16 protein-coding genes and 1 pseudogene are annotated in these 20,411 nt (G+C 39.6%); 8 read left to right on the top strand and 9 right to left on the bottom strand.

What is annotated here, in order from left to right:
• The first annotated feature begins 171 nt into the window (after nt 1–171).
• The 7 genes from E2I05_RS09725 to E2I05_RS09755 all read left to right on the top strand — a co-directional run bounded on the left by E2I05_RS09725 (nt 172) and on the right by E2I05_RS09755 (nt 12,017).
• Nucleotides 172–3,945: a pentatricopeptide repeat-containing protein gene (locus E2I05_RS09725; RefSeq protein WP_133309608.1), complete on the top strand. Its 3,774-nt coding sequence runs from the start codon at nt 172–174 to the stop codon at nt 3,943–3,945.
• Between the two features lie 192 nt (nt 3,946–4,137).
• A complete protein-coding gene (locus tag E2I05_RS09730) occupies nt 4,138–5,265 on the top strand; it encodes an IS4 family transposase (RefSeq protein ID WP_133309609.1) in 1,128 nt (375 codons plus the stop codon).
• Between the two features lie 55 nt (nt 5,266–5,320).
• Entirely contained in the window at nt 5,321–5,506 is a 186-nt protein-coding gene (locus tag E2I05_RS09735; RefSeq protein ID WP_133309406.1) for a hypothetical protein, read from the top strand.
• Nucleotides 5,507–5,642: 136 nt separating this feature from the next.
• The gene (locus tag E2I05_RS09740) at nt 5,643–6,776 is read left to right on the top strand and encodes an IS110 family RNA-guided transposase (RefSeq protein WP_133309449.1); all 1,134 of its coding nucleotides are present in this window, start codon (nt 5,643–5,645) and stop codon (nt 6,774–6,776) included.
• A gap of 651 nt (nt 6,777–7,427) precedes the next feature.
• The gene (locus E2I05_RS09745) at nt 7,428–9,035 is read left to right on the top strand and encodes a hypothetical protein (protein WP_121854625.1); all 1,608 of its coding nucleotides are present in this window, start codon (nt 7,428–7,430) and stop codon (nt 9,033–9,035) included.
• Nucleotides 9,036–9,549: 514 nt separating this feature from the next.
• Nucleotides 9,550–10,356, top strand: a complete 807-nt coding sequence (locus E2I05_RS09750; RefSeq protein ID WP_121854624.1) for a hypothetical protein — start codon at nt 9,550–9,552, stop codon at nt 10,354–10,356.
• Nucleotides 10,357–10,790: 434 nt separating this feature from the next.
• Nucleotides 10,791–12,017 (top strand): nucleoside recognition domain-containing protein, encoded by a 1,227-nt coding sequence (locus E2I05_RS09755; protein ID WP_121854623.1) that lies wholly within the window; start codon nt 10,791–10,793, stop codon nt 12,015–12,017.
• Nucleotides 12,018–12,037: 20 nt separating this feature from the next.
• On the opposite strand, the pseudogene E2I05_RS22765 reads toward E2I05_RS09755, so the two are convergent.
• The 8 genes and pseudogenes from E2I05_RS22765 to E2I05_RS09795 form a co-directional block, all read right to left on the bottom strand.
• A pseudogene (locus tag E2I05_RS22765) lies at nt 12,038–12,184 on the bottom strand (DUF2897 family protein); the annotation flags it as partial.
• A 61-nt stretch (nt 12,185–12,245) separates the two neighbouring features.
• The gene (gene kdsB, locus E2I05_RS09765) at nt 12,246–12,983 is read right to left on the bottom strand and encodes a 3-deoxy-manno-octulosonate cytidylyltransferase (RefSeq protein WP_121854621.1); all 738 of its coding nucleotides are present in this window, start codon (nt 12,981–12,983) and stop codon (nt 12,246–12,248) included.
• Nucleotides 12,984–13,080: 97 nt separating this feature from the next.
• Nucleotides 13,081–13,701 carry a carbonate dehydratase gene (can, locus tag E2I05_RS09770; protein ID WP_121854620.1) on the bottom strand — a complete coding sequence of 207 codons (621 nt, stop codon included), beginning with the start codon at nt 13,699–13,701 and terminating at the stop codon, nt 13,081–13,083.
• Nucleotides 13,702–13,811: 110 nt separating this feature from the next.
• Nucleotides 13,812–14,951, bottom strand: a complete 1,140-nt coding sequence (dapE, locus tag E2I05_RS09775) for a succinyl-diaminopimelate desuccinylase (RefSeq protein WP_121854619.1) — start codon at nt 14,949–14,951, stop codon at nt 13,812–13,814.
• A 7-nt stretch (nt 14,952–14,958) separates the two neighbouring features.
• The gene (locus E2I05_RS09780) at nt 14,959–15,303 is read right to left on the bottom strand and encodes an ArsC family reductase (protein WP_121854618.1); all 345 of its coding nucleotides are present in this window, start codon (nt 15,301–15,303) and stop codon (nt 14,959–14,961) included.
• 208 nt (nt 15,304–15,511) lie between these two features.
• On the bottom strand, nt 15,512–16,021 hold the full coding sequence (gene crr / locus E2I05_RS09785; protein ID WP_121854617.1) for a PTS glucose transporter subunit IIA: 510 nt from the start codon (nt 16,019–16,021) through the stop codon (nt 15,512–15,514).
• 37 nt (nt 16,022–16,058) lie between these two features.
• The gene (gene ptsP, locus E2I05_RS09790; RefSeq protein WP_121854616.1) at nt 16,059–17,756 is read right to left on the bottom strand and encodes a phosphoenolpyruvate--protein phosphotransferase; all 1,698 of its coding nucleotides are present in this window, start codon (nt 17,754–17,756) and stop codon (nt 16,059–16,061) included.
• A gap of 56 nt (nt 17,757–17,812) precedes the next feature.
• Nucleotides 17,813–18,070: an HPr family phosphocarrier protein gene (locus E2I05_RS09795; RefSeq protein WP_121854615.1), complete on the bottom strand. Its 258-nt coding sequence runs from the start codon at nt 18,068–18,070 to the stop codon at nt 17,813–17,815.
• Between the two features lie 231 nt (nt 18,071–18,301).
• On the opposite strand from E2I05_RS09795, the gene E2I05_RS09800 reads away from it, so the two are divergent.
• Nucleotides 18,302–18,991, top strand: coding sequence for a DUF3334 family protein (locus tag E2I05_RS09800; RefSeq protein WP_121854614.1), 690 nt, complete (start codon nt 18,302–18,304; stop codon nt 18,989–18,991).
• A 58-nt stretch (nt 18,992–19,049) separates the two neighbouring features.
• Here E2I05_RS09800 and E2I05_RS09805 read toward each other — a convergent pair whose 3' ends face one another.
• Nucleotides 19,050–20,381, bottom strand: coding sequence for an anti-phage deoxyguanosine triphosphatase (locus tag E2I05_RS09805; RefSeq protein WP_121854613.1), 1,332 nt, complete (start codon nt 20,379–20,381; stop codon nt 19,050–19,052).
• Between the last annotated feature and the right edge of the window lie 30 nt (nt 20,382–20,411).

A 20,411-nucleotide genomic window follows, 5' to 3' on the forward strand; every position in this document is an offset into this window, starting at 1 on the left:
CATTATTTTTTGAGTCTGAGATACAACGATGAGCTACCAAACGGCTCCCTGTGTGGTCGATAATCTTCTGTTATACATTTATAGAATGCCTTAAAGCTGAATATTTTTGTATTTATTTTTTTAGTGCGTTATTTATTAGCCTGTTAATTCACTCACTTATTGAGTAATGTGATGGCGACAGTGCGTACTCCTGCTGAGCAACAATCAATATATAGATTCATGCTCAAAAGTCTCCAAGAATACCCAAGCGAAGCCGTATCCTATCTAAACTTTGAGGTTTCAAAGTTTGATGATGATGACGACTTACAACAGGGCTATCAAAGATTAAGCAAAACCGATAGACAAAAGCTGTATGATTTTTTCAACAATAAATCATCGGCGACTCGCTCTAACTCTCACACACGAGAGACTCATTATTGTAAGAAGCCAAGTAATGCTTGCCGACGTTTTGCAACCGAGCACCGCTCCATTACTCCAAAATCGAGCACTCAGTATCCCAAGCAAATACAGCAACCACCTTCCTCCCCTAATTCCTTTTTTACTCAGACCAGTGAGCTTATTCACTCTTGGAAACTTAAACAGAGAAGCAAAAATAAACTGGGTATTGAGTTAAATGCATTAATTCGTGGTTGCACTAAACTTTCTCAGCTTATTGAAATCATTCACAGCCTAAAAAACGACAAACGGGTCATGGAAACATCATGGGACATAAGGTTAATCCATAAATTGTTGCACAAAGCGGCCGAGTTTTCTGACAACCATTCATCTAATTTCGACGGTATTTTTAGTGACATAATACGATTAAAATCGTCCTATGACGAGAAAACATGCACGCTATTACTGAAATTAATTAAGTTAAATTTAAATTTTTCAGATGGCAAAAAATTGGTGCTAGGCAATGCAGCTGAAGCCAGCGTAATGCAACAATGGGGTATCAGGCCTGATGTTGCCATTTACAATGCTTTTATCACGGTATGCGCTAAAACAGGCCAATTTGATAGTGCTTGGCAACTGGTGTGTGGTGATAAGCCCTTGATGGCACCTCATTTGTCATTAAAGGCTAATCAAATCACCTGCATTAATTTGCTGACGGCCTGCGCTGAAACGGAGCGTTATCCAGAAGCCAAGTCATTGGTGTTGGGCGATGGCGCTACAGCTACAGCCAGCTTAATGCAACAATGGGGCATTAAGCCTAATATTGCCATTTACAGCGCCTTTATTAAGGTATGCGCTAAAACGGGTCAGTTTGATAGTGCTTGGCAACTGGTGTGTGGTGATAAACCCGTGATGGCACCTCATCTACCACTAAAGGCAGATTCAATTACCTGCATGAATTTACTGGCTGCCTGCGCTGAAATGGAGCGTTTTATAGAAGCCAAATTATTGGTGTTGGGCGATGGCGACACAGCTACAGCTACAGCCAGCCTAATACAACAATGGGGCATCAAGCCTAATGTTGCCATTTACAATGCCTTTATCACGGTATGCGCTAAAACGAGCCAGTTTGATAGTGCTTGGCAACTTGTGTGTGGTGACGAACCTGTGATGGCACCTCATTTGCCATTAAAAGCCAATCAAATCACCTGCACGAATTTACTGAGCGCTTGCGCTGAAATGGGGCGTTATGCAGAAGCCAAATTACTGGTGTTGGGCGATGGCGATATAGCTACACCCAGCTTAATGCAACAATGGGGCATCAAGCCTGATATTGCCATTTACAGTGCCTTTATCACGGTATGCGCTAAAACGGGCCAGTTTGACAGTGCTTGGCAACTGGTGTGTGGTGATAAGCCCACGATGGCACCTCACTTGTCATTAAAGGCCAATCAAATCACCTGCCTGAATTTGCTGAGCGCTTGCGCTGAAACAGGGCGTTATGCAGAAGCCAAGTCATTGGTGTTGGGTGATGGTGATACGGCTACAGTTACAAGCTTAATGCAACAATGGGGTATCAAGCTTGATGTTGCCATTTATAGTGCCTTTATCACGGTATGCGCTAAAACTGGCCACTTTGAGAGTGCTTGGCAACTGGTGTGTGGTGATAAGCCCGTGATGGCTCCTCATCTATCATTAAAGGTAGATTCAATCACCTGCACGAATTTGCTGACTGCCTGCGCTGAAACGGGGCGTTATGTCGAAGCCAAATTATTGGTGTTGGGCGATGGCGATACAGCCAGCTTAATGCAACAATGGGGTATCAAGCCTAACGTTGCGACTTACAGCGCCTTTATCATGGTATGCGCTAAAACCTGCCAGTTCGATAGTGCTTGGCAACTGGTGTGTGGTGATAAGCCCGTGATGGCACCTCATTTGTCATTAAAGGCCAATAAAATCACCTGCCTGAATTTGCTGACTGCTTGCGCTAAAATAGAACGTTTTATAGAAGCCAAATCATTGGTGTTGGGCGGTGGCGATACAGTTACACCCAGCTTAATGCAACAATGGGGCATCAAGTCTGATGTTTCCATTTACAATGCTTTTATCACGGTATGCGCTAAAACTGGCCAGTTTGATAATGCTTGGCGACTGGTGTGTGGTATTAAGCCGGTGATGGCACCGTATTTGCCATTAAAGGCCAATCAAATCACTTGCATGAATTTGCTGACTGCCTGCGCTGAAGCGGGGCGTTATGCAGAAGCCAAATCATTGGTGTTGGGCGATACAGTTACAGCTAGCTTAATGCAACAATGGGGCATCAAGCCTAATATTGCCATTTACAGCGCCTTTATTAAGGTATGTGCTAAAACGGGTCAGTTTGATAGTGCTTGGCAACTGGTGTATGGCGATAAGCCCGTGATGGCACCTCATCTACCACTAAAGGCAGATTCAATCACCTGCACGAATTTGCTGACGGCCTGCGCTGAAGCGGGGCGTTATGCAGAAGCCAAATCATTGGTGTTGGGCGATGGTGACACAGCTACAGCCAGCTTAATGCAGCAATGGAGCATCAAACCCAATGCTGCCATTTACAATGCTTTTATCACGGTATGCGCTAAAACGGGCCAGTTTGATAGTGCTTGGCAACTGGTGTGTGGTGATAAGCCCTTGATGGCACCTCATTTTCCATTAAAAGCCAATAAAATCACCTGCATTAATTTGCTGATGGCCTGCGCTGAAGCGGAGCGTCATGCCGAAGCCAAATTATTGGTGTTGGGCGATGTCGATACAACCAGCTTAATGCAACAATGGGGCATTATGCCTAATGTTGTCATTTACAATGCTTTTATCACGGTATGTGCTAAAACTAGCCAGTTTGATAGTGCTTGGCAACTTGTGTGTGGTGACGAGCCTGTGATGGCACCTCATCTACCACTAAAGGCAGATTCAATCACCTGCCTGAATTTGCTGACGGCCTGCGCTGAAATGGAACATTTTACAGAAGCCAAATCATTGGTGTTGGGCGATGGCGACACAACTACAACCAGTTTAATGCAACAATGGGGCATCAAGCCTGATGTTGCCATTTACAATGTCTTTATTAAAGTATGTATTAAAGCTAAGGGATTTGACACTGGAATGTGGTATTTAGAAAAAATAATGAACAAATGTAACATGAGTAATCTTTCACAAATACATGCTCAACTTGCGCCGCTTGAAAAAGATAATTTCGCAAGCATGATTGATAAAGGGATAACACAAGGAATATATAAAAAAAGTGTTGGCTTAATGAATCATTGTATCGATTTGCATATGGATAAAATCTTCGAAGGACATTCAAGCAATGGTACACATATTCGAGGTATTCCATTAGATTTCGCAAAACTATTATTTTGTTACCACAAAAAAAACAATGAACCTAAGATAACATCGATCATAACTGGATACCATGGCAATAATACGTTAAAAAATGGAATGATAAGTTTTCTCAAAGATGAATTTGGACTTGAGTTCATCGAGGATAAATTCAACTCAGGAATGATAGTATTGAGCGAGTCTACCCATTAACTTGATACTAGCGAGCACACTTTTTAGGTTGAACGCCTACAAGTAGAAGCGCTGGTTGCTACGATTCAGTCTGTGCCAATGATCCAAATGCAGCTTTAGATCAATGGCACTAACTTAAGATTTAGCTGAAGGCTTACTAATTGAACAATAGAGAGTAAATCATACAGATTAAGGTTTTTCTAGTGTCACGCCATGAATACTACAACTCGCCAATTCTTCAATGATGCCCCAGAATTGTTACGTCGCTTTGCTCAAACGGAAGAAGATGAACTTTCTTCAATTCTCACTCTGCAAGATTTAGAAGATTTTCAAAAAGATAATACTCAAAGAGTACGCAAATATCCCGCTTGCCACACTCTTTCGCTTTTCATGAAGCAAGTTGCCAGTGAAAACAAGTCTTGTCGTTGCACACTAATCAGTGACGCTAGAGATCAAATTGCTATAGGTCGAGAGAAAAACAGCACAATTACAGGTCCCTACTGCAAAGCAAGAAAACGTTTATCTCCAGAGTCAATTAAATCGCTATTGAAGAAATCAGGAAAAAACTTAGATGAAGCGATTCAAGGGAAATACTTATGGCATGGCCGTAGAGTGCTATTAACTGACGGCTCAACACTATCTATGCCTGATACGCACGAGAACCAAGCCCAATTCCCTCAACCTAAATCACAAAAAGAAGGGCTGGGCTTTCCTCAGCTGCGGATTTTAGTGTTAATTTCTTTGGGTAGCGGTGCAGTCATTGACTCGGCTGTTTCACCTTGTAAAGGGAAAGGTACTGGCGAGCAGGCACTATTAAGAAGTATGCAGTTAGACTTGAAACAAGGTGACATTGTGCTGGGAGATGCTAATTTCGAAAACTACTTTGTTCTTGTAGGACTAATGGGGTTAGGCGTTGATGCTGTTTTCGAAAAAAACGGAGCCAGAAATGTCGATTTCAGAACCTGTGAAGAAAAGCTGGGTAAGCGAGATGGTTTATTTAAGCTAATTCGTCCATCCTGTCCAGAATGGATGACCCCAGAGGATTACGCTCAAGTGCCAGAAGAGCTTATCGTCAGAATGGTAGGAACAAAGAAACGTATCATTGTTACCACGCTCACGGATAAAGAAGTCTATCCGAAGCAAGATATTATTGATTTATACGTTTCACGATGGCATATCGAGTTGGATTTTAGGTCAATCAAGACCATGATGAAAATGGATATTTTAAGGTGTGGTAGTCCAGATATGGTGCGTAAGGAAATTGATGTTCATTTGTTAGTTTACAACATGATAAGGGCACTTATGTGCCGAGCGGCAGAAAAAAAAAGGAATATCGCCTAGAGAGGCAAGTTTTAAAGCCGCACATGACGCATTACAAGATTTTCATATATTACTTTTGCAAGCCACCGAAGGGATCATTGACACTTTATTGGATGTGATAGCAGATATTATCGGCGAGCATATCGTTGGCAATCGCCCAGGGAGAAAAGAACCGAGAGCAAAGAAAAGGCGACCGAAACCGACACCAAGGTTACAACATTCAAGAAAGCAAGCACGTAGGCTTAAGGTATATCAGAAGTAATTCTTAAGTTAGTGCCATTGAGCTTTAGATAGCTTAATTACGGCATTCCATGACTCATTGCCCGAACGGGACTCTAGAAACTATGAAGGACAGTAACTCAACTACCCTTTAGTTACCACAACACAAGGGGAATATTATGAGCACCGTCCTTCAAGTAAAAGATAACGCAAAATTTGTTAATTTGTACATTGCTTTTGAACTTAGCAGTAAAACTTGGAAGCTTGGCTTTTCAAATGGTGAAAAAAAGAGAGTCAAAACGATTGATTCCCGAGACTGGAAAGCCCTACATCATGAAATAGCCTTAGCAAAAGAAAAGCTATTCTGCGTTGAAAACTGCAAAGTCATTAGCTGTTACGAAGCAGGTAGAGACGGATTCTGGATACACAGAGCGTTAATTAAAGACGGCATCGAAAATCATGTGATTGACTCAGCCAGTATTGAAGTCAGCCGAAAACAGAAGAAAGTCAAAACCGATAGAGTTGATGTGATTGCTTTGCTCCGCTTACTGATGCGTTATCACTCTGGAGAGCAAGAAGCTTTAAATATCATCAATGTTCCAAATGTAGAAGCTGAAGATAAGCGACGAATTAACCGAGAGCGAGAACGATTAGTAAAAGAGCGTGGCAGTCACAGCGCACGAATTAAGTCACTTCTGTGTTTGCATGGTATCAGCGTGGAAAATATCTCTAAACTAAAGGGGAAAGTTAATCAACTTAAGACGGCGGTTCTCAATAAGCCTTTACCGACAGATTTAGTGACGGAAATAGAGCGAGAACTTGATAGGCATGAAATTGTCGACAAGCAAATTAAAGCAATTGAGAAATTACAAAAACAACGTGTTCTTGATGACTGTGATGACGCATCGCAAAAAATTAATCAGCTCATGCAGCTTAAAGGCGTAGGCTGGCAATCGAGCTGGGTATTAGTAACAGAGTTTTTCCATTGGCGAGAATTTAAAAACGCTAAACAAGTGGGAGCTTGTGCAGGAATGACACCAACGCCTTACGATAGTGGTGACAGTCAAAGAGAGCAAGGCATTTGCAAGTCAGGTAATCGACGAATACGAAAGATTATGGTTGAACTCAGTTGGTTTTGGTTACGGTATCAACCCAAATCAGAATTGAGTTTATGGTTCGAACAGCGTTTCGCTCATGGCAGTAAACGAATGAGACGCATCGGCATTGTTGCTATGGCACGTAAACTTCTTATCAAACTGTGGAAGTATTTAGAGCATGGAGAAGTGCCATCAGGTGCAACGATGTCACTTTAATCAAAATAACCAAGTAAAGAGTAAAATGTAGTAAAGCGTTGTTCGATGCTAACTGTACAGCCCCTTGATAAGCAAGGCTAAATCGTTTTTCTAGAAGAGTTAGTATCATTATTCAGGTTAGGCGTGATAATGCGCATGCAATTTAAGGTGACTGACTAAAGTCAGAACGGATAGAAGGTGGTTAGCCATTAAGCTGACACAACAAAACCTGAGCAACACTTTTAACCAGAGAAACTGAATGAAATAAATTAAAAACTGAAGGGCTTGACAAAGATGTCCTCATAGAAGGGGCTGTTGATCTTTCAGGATTAAATTTTGTGCTATTTGAGCATTTATCTTGTTCAAGGCGTGAGCAGTGATGCTTAGCCATCTAAGTGAGCTGGTCACAACACAGAACAGTGAATGCTCAAAAGCATCGAAAAAAGAGAGAGCGTAAATTGGTCGCTCTTTCTAAATAAAAGGTGCTGCGTTATCGTTTTCTTATTTGGAAACGAAGTAATGACAGTTTTGTATGTCGATAATAACTAAACCTCACAAACTCTGCCTTGAGGTTATCTGCTTTTTGTTCAGATTTTATCAATAGTTAAGAGACTATTATATGAGGCGTTGCAAAGTTAAATATAATTCAAACTCACTAGCTCTGGAGGCGTTATGGAAGATTCATTTCAAGTTACACCACCACCACCACCTTATAATTTTAATATCCCAACAGCTCCAGTTCTTAATGACAGAGAGCAAAATCATACTTCACACTGTTCGTTTTCGAATAGTAAGGAGGCACAGGTTCACTATGATTGTAATCAAGTTCCTCCACCAGATCCTGTTGCGGTTTTCCCTTATAATCCAGCCGTTGCAGGAGGGTATCCAAATCACAATAATATCGTTGGAGATGGTGTACAAACTTTATACTCTCAACATCAAGTTGAGCAGCCACTTAGAGCCTTGCATCCGCTTTCATCCTCTTCAAGACAAGGTTATCCTCCAGCGACTCCTTTTCAAGCTTCACTTCAGCATGTCGGGCAGTCACAACTACAGCAGCAAGATCAGTTTATTAAATCTGAAGCCACTGTAACTTCAGAATTTCAAGAAGTTAGTCACTTTGAGTTTGATCTAAATAAAGCTAAGAAAGAGGATGTTAAGAAAAGTGCTTTCATGCACAGGATTGAATCTGGAGTTGCACAATTAAGCAAGGGGGAAGTTAAATCTGCCATTGGAAAGATGTTTGGCGGGAGTGTAACTGAAACACAAAAAACTAAAATACAGAGTAAAGCAGGGATTAAAGATATAGGGAAAGTTGAACCTACGGATAGAGTAAATTTATTTTCAGAATGTTTTGATTTATGGTTACAATCACCGGAAGCTGAGTTGAAGCACTTGAGTGCTGCGCTGGCTATGATTGATAAAAAAGGACAGAAAGGTGAATTGGCCAATTTAGTTGGGCTACTGAAGCATCCTCATACAGAAGATCTTAATAGAAAAAATGTTCAAGTAGCAAGTTTGCAGTCTGAATTGTCTCAGTTAAAAGGACACAACAGTCAGCTTTCTCATCAAGTTGGGCAATTACAGCAGCAGCTTAAACATTCTAAAGCTGAATTTGCATCTTATAAGGACAAACTCTCAGATTCTCAATTAGCTTATGAATGTCTAAGTAAACACTCTATTGACAAAGACGAGCAGCTAGTGAAATTACTAGGACTCTTGAGTACAAAAGAATCTGAGAATTTGGAGCTTAAAGCTGAAAAGCTAACTCTACAGCAGGCTCCTACAGTAAGTGTTGTGCCTTCTTCGGTATCGCAACAGCCAGCAGCTGCACCAACAAATATCAGCGTACATGTTTCTCCATCTTTTAATCAATCTACAATGCAAGTTGCTCCTCAGGCAACTTTAACTAAAAATCAACCTACTTTGAGTCTACCTGAATGGAACGATCTTCAAATATTGAAAAGCAGATATAAAAATATTTGGGCATCTAGAGATGAAAACTTTAAGTATTTATTAAGCTTTATTAATAAATACACGGCAGTGATTGAGATTTTTTGTACTCACGTAGGAGCAAAGCCACACATGGTTGCGGGTAAAATTAGGTCTCAATCGGGGAATGTTGGATATGCAATGCTTAGTATTGTTGATTTCTTGGCGGGAACTCCAAAACCGTTTTCTGTATACGTTGAAGCAGCGGCAAGTGCAGAAGGGAAGGATCCAAGTGTTAATGAAGATGTCTATCCATATTATGTACAATTAGATAGACTTTTTAAATAATAGATAGCTATGAGCATTCCTATCTACACCGTATGAATGATATTCGACCACATTAACGATGATCATTATTTATAAGGAACTGATCTAACGTTCAGATGACACATTAGCAACTAAAGTAAACGGGTAAACTTTATCTACGTTAGGTTTTGTTCTTGGATCATTTTCCTGCTTTTGATATTGAAGTACTTTGATATTGAAGTACTTTGACAGTGAGGGCATTGAACATCTACAGAGTGACGCATGATATTCTCTAAAATAAATGAAACTAGAGTGTAACCATGATAGATCAATTCACTGCTTTAGCCCACTACCCGATAGCGAAGCCAGTAGTCTATTCTACTTAATGGTCAGCTTAATATCTTGGTTAATCTTACGTTAAGTAAATTTAACAACGGCACTATTAATTGATTGATATATTTATCCTTAATTACATGCAGTTATTAATGATTTCTAACGAGAGTCGGCTGATGAAGATTCGAATTTGTTCGTCATTTTTGGTTAAGGTAGGTACTTAATGGCTTATATATTACTTGAGGATAGAGTATTAGTTTCAACAGAATCTTTTGAAACTATTGAACGTCTACATAAAACGGAGTTGAAGGATGAAGAAATAGAAATTGTAGTAAAATCTGGCATGATGAAATGGAAATATAAAGCTAAAGTGAACCGAATTGGCCTTGATGTCAAGGTAAAAGTTATCAAAGAGCAAGGTCCTGTTACTGATCTGGTACGCTTTTTTGATTCATCTCCGAAAGGCTGCACGTCAGACTTTCTTGAACATTATGTTTTTAATAGAGTTGTCAATAATACGAATGATGCATTCGTGAATTTAGCGGATAGTAATAAATATGAATATTATGATGACGGCACTATAAAACCTCTTTTGAAAAGCGCTTCTTTTAGGGCTCTGTCCGAAGCAGAAAAAATTGATGGCATGGCCAGTTCGTACGTATTAATAGAGCCGGAAGAACAGATCTTAAAATTAAAAATTGGGACTGTGGACTACGAAAAATTTAGTGTGAAGATTGATGAGATTAAAATAAAAGTGCCTACTGAGAGGAGAGATGATCAGGTTGAGCGTGTAGAGCACGCTCAACTCATTGAACGAGAATTAGAACAAATAGAAATATTAGATTGCCATATGGATCCTTCGGATTTAAGACAGCTAGAAAGCAAAATAAAAAAGGAAATTGAAGACGAACTAGTCCAAAGTAAGTATAAAGAAGAGCAGGATCTTAAAGCTTTATGCGAACGATGTAATCAAATTGAAAGGAACCTTAAAGAACTTGATTCAATGATAAAGATGCTAGAATCCCTGTGAGTAGTAATCCAATTTTGATGTATGGAATCTTTACGAGTATCAATTTATAAACTTGCTCTTTGACTAGGGGTTGTTTATCTTTCGTGATAATTTTTGCAGCGATAAATTGGTCGTTTTATACAAGACAGAGCTTGTGCGGTTTGGTTATTATCGACATACAAAACTGTCGTTACTTCGTTTCCAAATAAGCAAGCGATAACGCAGTAGAAATGACCAATTTACGCTGTCTTAGATGCTTTTGAGCGTTCACTGTTCTGTGTTGTAACCCGTTTACTTAGATGACTAAGCTTCACGGCTTACGCCTTGAACAGATAAACGCTCAAATAGCACAAAATTTAATCCTGAAAGATAAACAGCCCCTAATAGTTTATAGTTATTGAAAGGATGAGTTTATCCTGACAAACTAAAAATTCGAATTTAAATTGGGACAGCCTGTGCTGAATCGTGTTTGGTGGTATCTTTTCGTCATCGCTTTCGTTGTAATTGTTTTCAAAGTGATTGTCGGTGACACACAAGTATTGAGTGCTTCAGTTGATGCTTTATTTAATAGTGCCAAACAAGCGGCACAAATATCGTTAGGGTTAATCGGGGTATTGGCGCTTTGGATGGGACTAATGCGTGTCGGTGAGAAAGCGGGTATGGTCGCTTTAATTGCACGCGCTACAGAACCTTTACTTGCTAAACTTATGCCTGATGTACCTCGAGGGCATCCTGCGTTTGGTAGCGTTACCATGAATCTAACAGCAAATATTTTGGGTTTAGATAATGCCGCGACACCTTTAGGCTTAAAAGCGATGCAAGATCTTCAATCGCTTAACCCCGAAAAGCATGTCGCGACAAATGCACAAATTTTATTTTTAGTACTGAATACATCTTCAATTACTTTGATTCCTGTGACAGTGTTTTTGTATCGAGCACAACAGGGGGCAGCACAACCCGCAGACGTTTTTCTTCCTATTTTATTAGCGACTTGCGCCTCAACAATTGCGGGATTACTTGTGGTCTCGATTGTGCAAAGAATCTCACTGCTAAATAGCGTGATACTTGGTTACGGTGCATTGATCCTTGGCAGTATCATGGCCCTTGTTGCTTATTTATCTACATTAGGCGCAGAAGCAATCGGATCGGTATCTACTTTATTGGGCAATGGTATTTTACTGAGTTTAATATTCAGTTTTATATTAATGGCCGGACATAAAGGCGTTGCGGTTTATGATGAGTTTGTAGAAGGAGCAAAAGAAGGTTTTGCACAAGCAGTAAGATTGATTCCATTCTTACTGGCCATGCTTATTGCAATAGGCTTACTTCGTGGATCTGGCGCAATGGAGTCGTTCCTGCACCTTATTGCTTCAGTGGTGAATTTTTTGGGCTTTGATACTCGATTTGTGGATGCATTACCAACAGCAATTATGAAGCCGTTTAGTGGATCAGGTGCGAGAGCAATAATGATTGAAACCATGGAACATTATGGCGCTGATTCATTTGCAGGTAGGTTATCCTCAATCATAAACGGAAGCACAGAAACAACATTCTACGTATTGGCTGTTTACTTTGGTGCCGCAGGGATCAGGAATGGTCGACATGCATTAGCATGTGGTTTATTTGCCGATTTTGCAGGAATCGCTGCTGCAATAGGTGTTTGTTATTGGTTTTATGGTTGATCAAAGCCGCCTAATTTGGATTTTGGATCTTTCTTATTCTTTTTGAGGTTGGAAGGAGATTTAAAGGGCGGTAGCTTAAACTTAGCGCTATATTTTAAAACCGCTAAGTTACTGAACACAACGCCCACAACCAGTATGATGATAATCCAAACTTCGAATGTCGTCATGAATAAAACTCTTTAATTAAGTGTTACGATGACGAATACCATAACACTTATTTGCTATTAATTAATCGACAGATAATCGTTGTTCACATTTTCGAACATCGTCAGGTGTATCCACTTCCTGAGAATTAAACGCACTAATGGCAATCTTTATTTTATGTCCGTGTTCTAATGCTCTAAGCTGTTCAAGGTTTTCAAGCTGCTCTAATTTTCCGTAGGGAAGTTTTGCAAACTCTTGAATGAAGCGGCTGTTATAAGCATACATACCAATATGTTTATAAACAGGATAATCGTTGGTATCACGGCCAAATGGTATACGTGAACGGGAAAAGTAAAGTGCATGATGATCATTATCAAATACAACTTTTACCTGCATTGGGTCGTCTATATCGCTGTCATTAGTAATTTGATATGCCAATGTTGCCATTTCAAATTCACTAGGATGACGTTCAAATAAGTTAATCAGCTGCTCAATTGATATAGGGTCAACCAAAGGTTGATCACCTTGTAGGTTAATGATGATTTCATCATCAGGCAGACCTAAGCTTTTAATTGCCTCATTGATTCTGTCAGTACCGGTTGCCGCGTCAGAACTTGTCATCACTACTTTTCCGCCAAAGTCTTCGACGACTGATTGAATACGTTGGTCATCAGTTGCGACAAAAATTTGAGAAAGCCCCTTCGCAAGAGATGCACGTTCGTAAACATGCTGAATCATGGGCTTACCTGCAATCTGAGCGAGTGGTTTACCGGGAAATCGAGTGGAGCCATATCGAGCAGGAATAATCAGTGTGAAATTCATTTTATAACCCTAAAAACTATCAAAGCACAGTGATCATAACATTTGATAATGATCATTGCGCTTTGATTTAGCCTAAGTTTTTTTGCCTGCTACCTTTTTATTCGCCAGAAACAGCAGTATGTTTATCAACAGTTACATCAAGGTCATTTAAGAGACCATTTTCGATACTGTATATCCAGCCATGAACCGAAACGTTTTGACCGCGTTTCCAAGCATGCTGGATGATGGTTGAGTCAACGACATTGGCAACTTGTTCAATAACATTTAGTTCACAAAGACGGTTGAACTTTTCGTCGTCATCTAGTTGATTTAATTCTGTAGAATGACTTTTATAAATGACTCTTAAATGATCGAGCCAATGATCAATTAAGCCAATGCGTTCACTTTCGGCATCCATTGATGCTCGAACGCCACCGCAGCCGTAATGACCAACAACCATAATGTGTTTTACTTTTAGGACTTCTACAGCATATTGAATGACCGACAAGCAATTGATATCGCTATGAACAACCATGTTTGCGATATTACGGTGTACAAATACTTCACCCGGCATCAAACCAATAATCTGATTAGATGGAACACGGCTGTCTGAACAACCAATCCAAAGATATTCAGGAGCTTGTTGAGTCGCTAATTCCTCAAAGAACTGTGGCTTTTCGTTTTTTATTTGTTCTGCCCACTGGCGGTTCTGGTCAAAAAGAGGTTTGAGTATTTTCATAGTGCCTCGTAAGGTTTTAAAAATGCTAACTAATTGAAATCGATTATAACAGGGATTAACTCATAGCTGGTCTATCCATAATGCTAGAAATTTTCTAATATATTTCTCTTTTAAGCTTCTTCACTTAATAAATTAGTTAAAATCTGCTGATAACAATCGGACAATTTGATTAAGTCATCAACTTTTACACATTCGTTAATTTTATGGATAGTCGCATTGACTGGCCCAAGCTCAATGACTTCTGCACCTGTTGGTGCAATGAAGCGACCATCAGACGTCCCGCCAGTCGTTTGTGGTTCTGTTTCATAACCTGTGACTTTTACTATTGCTTGTTTTGTTGCATCGAGTAAAGGGCCTTTGTCTGTTAAAAATGGAAGCCCGTTGTATACCCAATTAATCCCATAATCTAGACCATGAGCGTCAAGAATATTTAATACACGTTTGACGAGTTCGTCAGCTGTTACTTCTGTTGAGTAGCGGAAGTTAAACATTAATTTGACGTCACCCGGAATGACATTTGAAGCGCCTGTTCCACCGTTAATGTTTGCAATTTGAAAACTAGTTGGAGGAAAAAACTCATTACCATTATCCCAAGTCATTTGTGACAGCTCAGCTAATGCAGGAGAGACTCGGTGAATTGGGTTATCTGCAAGATGAGGGTATGCGACATGTCCTTGAATGCCTTTAACAACAAGATTACCTGTAAGGCTTCCACGACGACCATTTTTAACAATGTCACCTAGCTTGTTTGTCGAAGAGGGTTCACCAACGAGCGCCCAAGTAATTTTTTCGTTTCGAGCTTCAAGCGTATCTATGACGCGAGTGGTACCGTTGATAAAAGGTCCTTCTTCGTCACTTGTGATTAAAAACGCAATTGACCCTTTATGGTTAGGGTTATCAGAAATAAAGCTTTCGGTCGCTGTTATCATGGCGGCAAGAGAGCCTTTCATGTCTGCCGCGCCACGTCCGTGTAGATACCCATCAATAATAACTGGATCAAATGGCGGAGTATGCCATTGTGCAATATCACCCGTTGGAACAACATCGGTATGTCCTGCAAAACAAAATACTGGGCCTTCAGTACCACGCCGAGCCCACATATTAGTTGTGTCTTCAAAGATCATAGATTCAATGGTAAAACCAAGTTTTTCAAGTCGTTTTGCCATTAAAGCTTGGCAACCTTCATCAGCAGGAGTAACGGATGGGCGTGAAATTAAATCTTGAGCTAAAGGAATTACAGGATGGTTCATAGGGTACTCATTTAATGAATAATTCTTGATATTGTGCAGGTTTAAAGCCGATGTGGAGCTGTTTATTATTGATAAGGATTGGTCGTTTCACTAAGGTAGGATGTTCAACCATTAATGAAATAGCTTTAGACTGGATAATATTTGACTTTTGTGTCTCTGTTAATGAGCGAAAGCTTGTGCTACGTTTATTGAACAACAACTCCCAAGATGTCAAATCAGCCCATTCTTGCAACATTGCTTCTGTAAGACCATCTTCTCTCAGATCATGAAAAGAATAATTGATCTTATTAGATTCTAACCACTTTCGAGCTCTTCGAACGGTATCGCAGTTTTTTATGCCGTATAGTTTCATTTAATTTTTATTCAATAGTATGAAGATACTGAGATAGTAGCATGACAAATAACGAATTCGGAACGATGTTAACTGTTATTTTGACACTAATCGGGACGTATTATTAGATTTACATGAAAATATTGAAATGGGATTATCAAAAAATGATATAGAAATATTATCTTTAAATAAACCAGCTCGAGAAGAGTTTTCGCTAGCCACCATGACTTCACATGGTGACTGAAAAAATAATATCCTTGCCCGCTGTCACTTTACCTTTTGATTTTATAATGTTGTTTATGTCTTCCATATTAGCTAATACGACAGGTGTTAGCGTGCTTTCAACTTGCCCATTTATGTATGCTAAATCAAAAGTTAAAATTGAGTCTCCCGCGCTCACAAATTGTCCTTCTTCTGCAAGACGCGCGAAACCATTACCTTGAAGTTCGACGGTGCCAATACCAAAATGAACAAATAACTCAAGCCCTGACTCCGACTCAATACTGAAAGCGTGGTTGGTTTCGAAAATTTTTCCAATGGTTCCTGTAATTGGAGCATGTATCGTATTACCTTCAGGTGATATGGCTATGCCATCACCAACGATTTTTTCTGCAAATACGATATCAGGTACCTTCTCTATATCAACAATTTCGCCAGATACAGGAGCATAAATTGCAACACCTTGTGGTTGACTCTTTTTTCCCAATATATGTTTTTTAAGTTGACCTAAGAGTCTCATTAACTGCCTCTCACAATATTCTTTCCCTATTGATAGTTTAATTACATACAAGCTCGTGCAACTCACTGACTCTGGATGTTTTGAGTGCACTATTGGCTAATGTTTGCCAGTTATTATAATTGCCGTCACAAATAGTAGACTTGATTTCAAGCAATGAAGATAAATTAATACTTAATTCTTCCAACCCCATGCCAACTAGAACAGCTACGGCTCTTTTATCGCTGGCAAGCTCACCGCAAAGCGACACTTTAACATCGAAAACTTTCGCAGCTGTTATTGTCATTTTTATTAGATTAAGAATAGCTGGCGATAATGAAGGAAACGCTTTTGTCAATTGTGGATTTCCTCTATCTGCTGCCATTGTATATTGAGTTAAGTCATTGGTTCCTATACTAACAAAGTCTAAGTGTGGTAATAATGAATTAATATTCATGACAGCCGCCGGTGTTTCTATCATCAATCCAATTTCAAAATCGCCAAAGCCAACTTCTTCAGACACAAGCTCTTGCTTACATATTTCAATTTCTTGAAGAATCGAGTCTAGCTCTTCGATTTGATTGATCATGGGGAACATTAATCGAATTGAACCATGATTTGCAGCACGAAGTGCCGCTTTCAATTGAGGTTTCAATAATTCAGGATGTGCGAGTGTGTATCTACACCCTCGGATGCCAAGCGCTGGGTTTTCTTCATGAGCGTGATGTTCGAAAGGTAAGTCTTTGTCAGCGCCGATGTCTAAGGTTCGGATTGTTAGGGGACAACCATCAAGAACATGTAGAGCATCACAATAAAGTAAAAATTGGTTTTGTTCGTTGGGGTACTCGGTTGCATTCATTAACATGAATTCTGTACGAAATAATCCGACTCCCTGTGCGCCAAGTTCAGTAGTACGAGTTATTTCACTGAGGTTCCCCACATTGGCATATAAAGCAACTTTATGCCCATCTTGTGTGATGGCTTCTTTATCCTTAAACGTTAATAATTGTTGAAGTCGTTCTGACTCGTTTAATTGTTTTAATCTTAAGGCGGATTGTAATTCTTGAGATGGTTTAGCGTGAAGCACACCGCTAATGGCATCTAAAATTACAGTTTGTCCGTTTCTAATTGATAATTCCTGATAAGAGCAATTAAATAAGGCTGGAATTCCTGCGGCTCTCGCGAGAATGGCGGTATGGCTAGTTAATCCACCGGTCTCTAAAATTATGCCTGATATATTCTGTTGCGGCAGCATCGCAAATTCGGCTGGGGTTATGTCTTTTGCGAATAAAATACTGGCTTGTCGAAGGTGAGATAAATCCCATGTAAGGGTGCCATTAATTGAGGCAATGAGACGGTTAGATAGGCAGCGAATGTCATAAGCCCGACTTGCCAAAATGGGATCGTTTAATGCTTCAATTTCAGAAGCTTGAAAATCAAAAATTCGATCTACGGCAAGGGAAGCTGAAAAACGCTGATTTTCAATCGCAATAAGCATGTCGTTAAGCAGATCTTCATCTTGCAGCAATAAAATATCAGCATCGATGAGCTGAAAATTCTCGCTGTCGATTTCAAGACCGTTTTGACCAGTCTCTAAAATACTAATCAGTTCTTTAACGGCTTGAGTTAGTCGTTGTTTTTCAGGCTTGATTTCACTTTTGGGCAGTAAATGAAAATCAACCGAGCAATCTTGCTCAATTAAATGAACGGCTTGGCCAAATGCAACTCCAGATGAAACAGCTACTCCAGCTAATGACATGACACACCTTTGTAATTGAACATATCGAATATTTAAAATGATATATTGAGATATAATCAGCTTAATGTTTTTAAAAGCGTTAATACACTTTCTACAGCTTCCTGTGCTTGCTTTCCTGTAGCAAAGACCTTTACTTCAACACCTTGATAGAGCCCTAAAGTTTGTAATTTAAACAAGCTCTTAGCGCTTGCTTGCTTGCCATTGCACTCAACGATGACATCGCAATTGAATGATTTAGCGGCTTTAACAAGTAATGCTGCAGGACGGGTATGAATACCATGTTTTGCTGTAATAGTTATATATTTTTCGTACATAAATTCAGGCTTTCTTAAAGAACCAAAGGACTGACACGATAAATTCTAATTAAATGAAAAGTAAAACTCGTGTTTTTGAGTCGCTATTATCCAGTATTTTGTGCCTGATGGCTCATAATAAGAAAGAATATTGCTCAATTGGGCAAACTATAATCATAATCTGTTTGATTATCTTTGATTTTTGCTAACTTTGTGCGCAGTATTAGGTGAAGTAATTAAAAGAGAATACTCATGGTTAGCAATAAAATTATCAAATCGGATGATATATTACTGAAGTTATGCCACTCAGTATCACACATATTGACGACTACAACGGACAGTTCTATTAGTCATGCGGGAATGATCCAGAGCATCAGCCGAACGAGATTAAAGCCAGATATCGGTTGTTTCTCTATTTTTGATGGCGGATTTTCTGGCTTAGTCATTATGAACTTTTCATCGGATGCCGCGATGGATATCTATCGTCGATATATGCTCAATATGGGGATTCAAGAGTCTGATCTTGCAATTTCATTTACTTCGGATGAAGTCAGTAATGTATTAGGCGAATTAATGAACCAGATACTTGGATATTTTATTAATAAAGTATCCAAAGAGCTTCAAACATCTATTAAGCAAAGCCAACCGAAAATGTTAACGGTAAATAGAGAGTTAAGCATTTCAGTTGATGCGAACTTAGATGCACCTCAAGCAAGAAGAGTGTCATTTACAACTGAAGATAATCACAACTTTTATCTTGAATTTGCTATGGATAAGACTGAATTTATTCAGCTTGATGAATTTGAATTTGATGAAGACTTCGACCCAGACAGCTTAATTGAAATTCATGGCATTGATTTACCTCGTAAACATCAATCTGCGCCTAAAGCTAATCCTGCAGTTGATTCCGCTGATGACCTACTTGATGAGCTTGGATTATAAAATTGGTGTAAATGCCCCGTAAAATTTGTCGTTCAACGTTATACGGGGTGTAAATTTTTTATTGAGGTCCGAAATCAATAATACCTTCGGTTTTTGGGCTAAATAGCTGTTGATATAACTTTCCTGCAAAATCATCTGTCATTCCTGAAATGTAATCACAAATGACTCTTAAGCCGTTCTCTCCTTGTGTTATCGCTTGCTTCCAACGCTCTTGGGTGCTGTATGGGAGTAATCTTTCAGGATCAGATGCAAAGGCTTCAAATAATTCCATCACAATTTGCTGGCCTTTAAATTCTAACATTTGAATTTCAGGGCGGCGGATCACACGTTTGTATACAAACTGCTTAAGGGTTTCTAATACTCTATCAAACTCAGGTTCCAATACGGCGTTAAATCTAAGGAGCGGTTCATCAAAAATGGTATTTTCAGTGATATGAATTGCGGTGACGAGAGTATTAACCAGTGTTCCAATTGCATTTTTTCTGACATGGTGCTGTGGACTAAATAAAGCTGAATCTAAATTGAGTACTTCATTTGTAATCCATTCATTCTTGATAACGTTAAGCTCTGTTTCAATGGTTTCTTGCCATTGCTCCTTGGTGACGATACCCATGACAATTGCATCTTCTAAATCGTGTACAGCATAGGCAATATCATCTGCGAGTTCCATGATTGAACAATCCAACGATTTGTACTTGCTGCGTTTATGATGATAAGTGTCTACCTGTTCACCACTAAGAAATAACGCTTTATCATTACTGGATAGTGGTGCAATCACCCAGTGTAGAATGTTTTTGTCATCATCAAAAACGCCTTTAACAACGGGCCAGTGAGAAGGTTTTAACTGGCGATAGTTTGCGACTTGGCTTTGAGAGTAAGGCTTAAACAACTGGCTGTAGGTTACTGGATATTTTAAAATGCCTAGCAAAGTTCGTCGGGTTAAGTTCATACCCCATTCAGAAGTGTAGGGCTCAAGCAGGCTGAGAATACGAAACGTTTGCCCGTTGCCCTCAAAGCCACCATCATTGCGCATCATGTAATTGAGCGCGGTTTCACCTCCATGACCGAATGGAGGATGGCCAATATCATGAGCAAGGCACATGCTTTCGATTAAACTATCAGAGTTCAATAGTTCACTAAGTTCAGGGTTTCGTTGATTAAGCTGGGCTAAAATTCCAGTACCTATTTGAGACACCTCAAGCGAATGCGTCAACCTTGTGCGGTAAAAATCATTCATGCCAACACCTAAAACTTGAGTTTTAGCTTGAAGACGACGGAAAGCAGCAGAATGTAAAATTCTTGCTCTATCACGTTGATAAGGACTTCGGTGATCATCTCGGCGGTGTTTATCTTCAGAGGAGCGTCTTGCTTGCCAGAGCTGATCTAACATAGGTTATCCTTTTTCTTAATCTAAACGTAT

The sequence above is a fragment of the Parashewanella spongiae genome (genome assembly GCF_004358345.1).
Classification (GTDB): domain Bacteria; phylum Pseudomonadota; class Gammaproteobacteria; order Enterobacterales; family Shewanellaceae; genus Parashewanella; species Parashewanella spongiae.

What these genes read in the sequence shown, in the direction of transcription:
- E2I05_RS09750 (WP_121854624.1), top strand. Translation starts at nt 9,550, where the DNA reads ATGGCTTATATATTACTTGAGGATAGAGTATTAGTTTCAACAGAATCT.
- E2I05_RS09780 (WP_121854618.1), bottom strand. Translation starts at nt 15,303, where the DNA reads ATGAAACTATACGGCATAAAAAACTGCGATACCGTTCGAAGAGCTCGA.
- ptsP (WP_121854616.1), bottom strand. Translation starts at nt 17,756, where the DNA reads ATGTCATTAGCTGGAGTAGCTGTTTCATCTGGAGTTGCATTTGGCCAA.
- E2I05_RS09805 (WP_121854613.1), bottom strand. Translation starts at nt 20,381, where the DNA reads ATGTTAGATCAGCTCTGGCAAGCAAGACGCTCCTCTGAAGATAAACAC.
- E2I05_RS09725 (WP_133309608.1), top strand. Translation starts at nt 172, where the DNA reads ATGGCGACAGTGCGTACTCCTGCTGAGCAACAATCAATATATAGATTC.
- dapE (WP_121854619.1), bottom strand. Translation starts at nt 14,951, where the DNA reads ATGAACCATCCTGTAATTCCTTTAGCTCAAGATTTAATTTCACGCCCA.
- can (WP_121854620.1), bottom strand. Translation starts at nt 13,701, where the DNA reads ATGAAAATACTCAAACCTCTTTTTGACCAGAACCGCCAGTGGGCAGAA.
- E2I05_RS09795 (WP_121854615.1), bottom strand. Translation starts at nt 18,070, where the DNA reads ATGTACGAAAAATATATAACTATTACAGCAAAACATGGTATTCATACC.
- E2I05_RS09745 (WP_121854625.1), top strand. Translation starts at nt 7,428, where the DNA reads ATGGAAGATTCATTTCAAGTTACACCACCACCACCACCTTATAATTTT.
- E2I05_RS09730 (WP_133309609.1), top strand. Translation starts at nt 4,138, where the DNA reads ATGAATACTACAACTCGCCAATTCTTCAATGATGCCCCAGAATTGTTA.
- E2I05_RS09800 (WP_121854614.1), top strand. Translation starts at nt 18,302, where the DNA reads ATGGTTAGCAATAAAATTATCAAATCGGATGATATATTACTGAAGTTA.
- crr (WP_121854617.1), bottom strand. Translation starts at nt 16,021, where the DNA reads ATGAGACTCTTAGGTCAACTTAAAAAACATATATTGGGAAAAAAGAGT.
- kdsB (WP_121854621.1), bottom strand. Translation starts at nt 12,983, where the DNA reads ATGAATTTCACACTGATTATTCCTGCTCGATATGGCTCCACTCGATTT.
- E2I05_RS09740 (WP_133309449.1), top strand. Translation starts at nt 5,643, where the DNA reads ATGAGCACCGTCCTTCAAGTAAAAGATAACGCAAAATTTGTTAATTTG.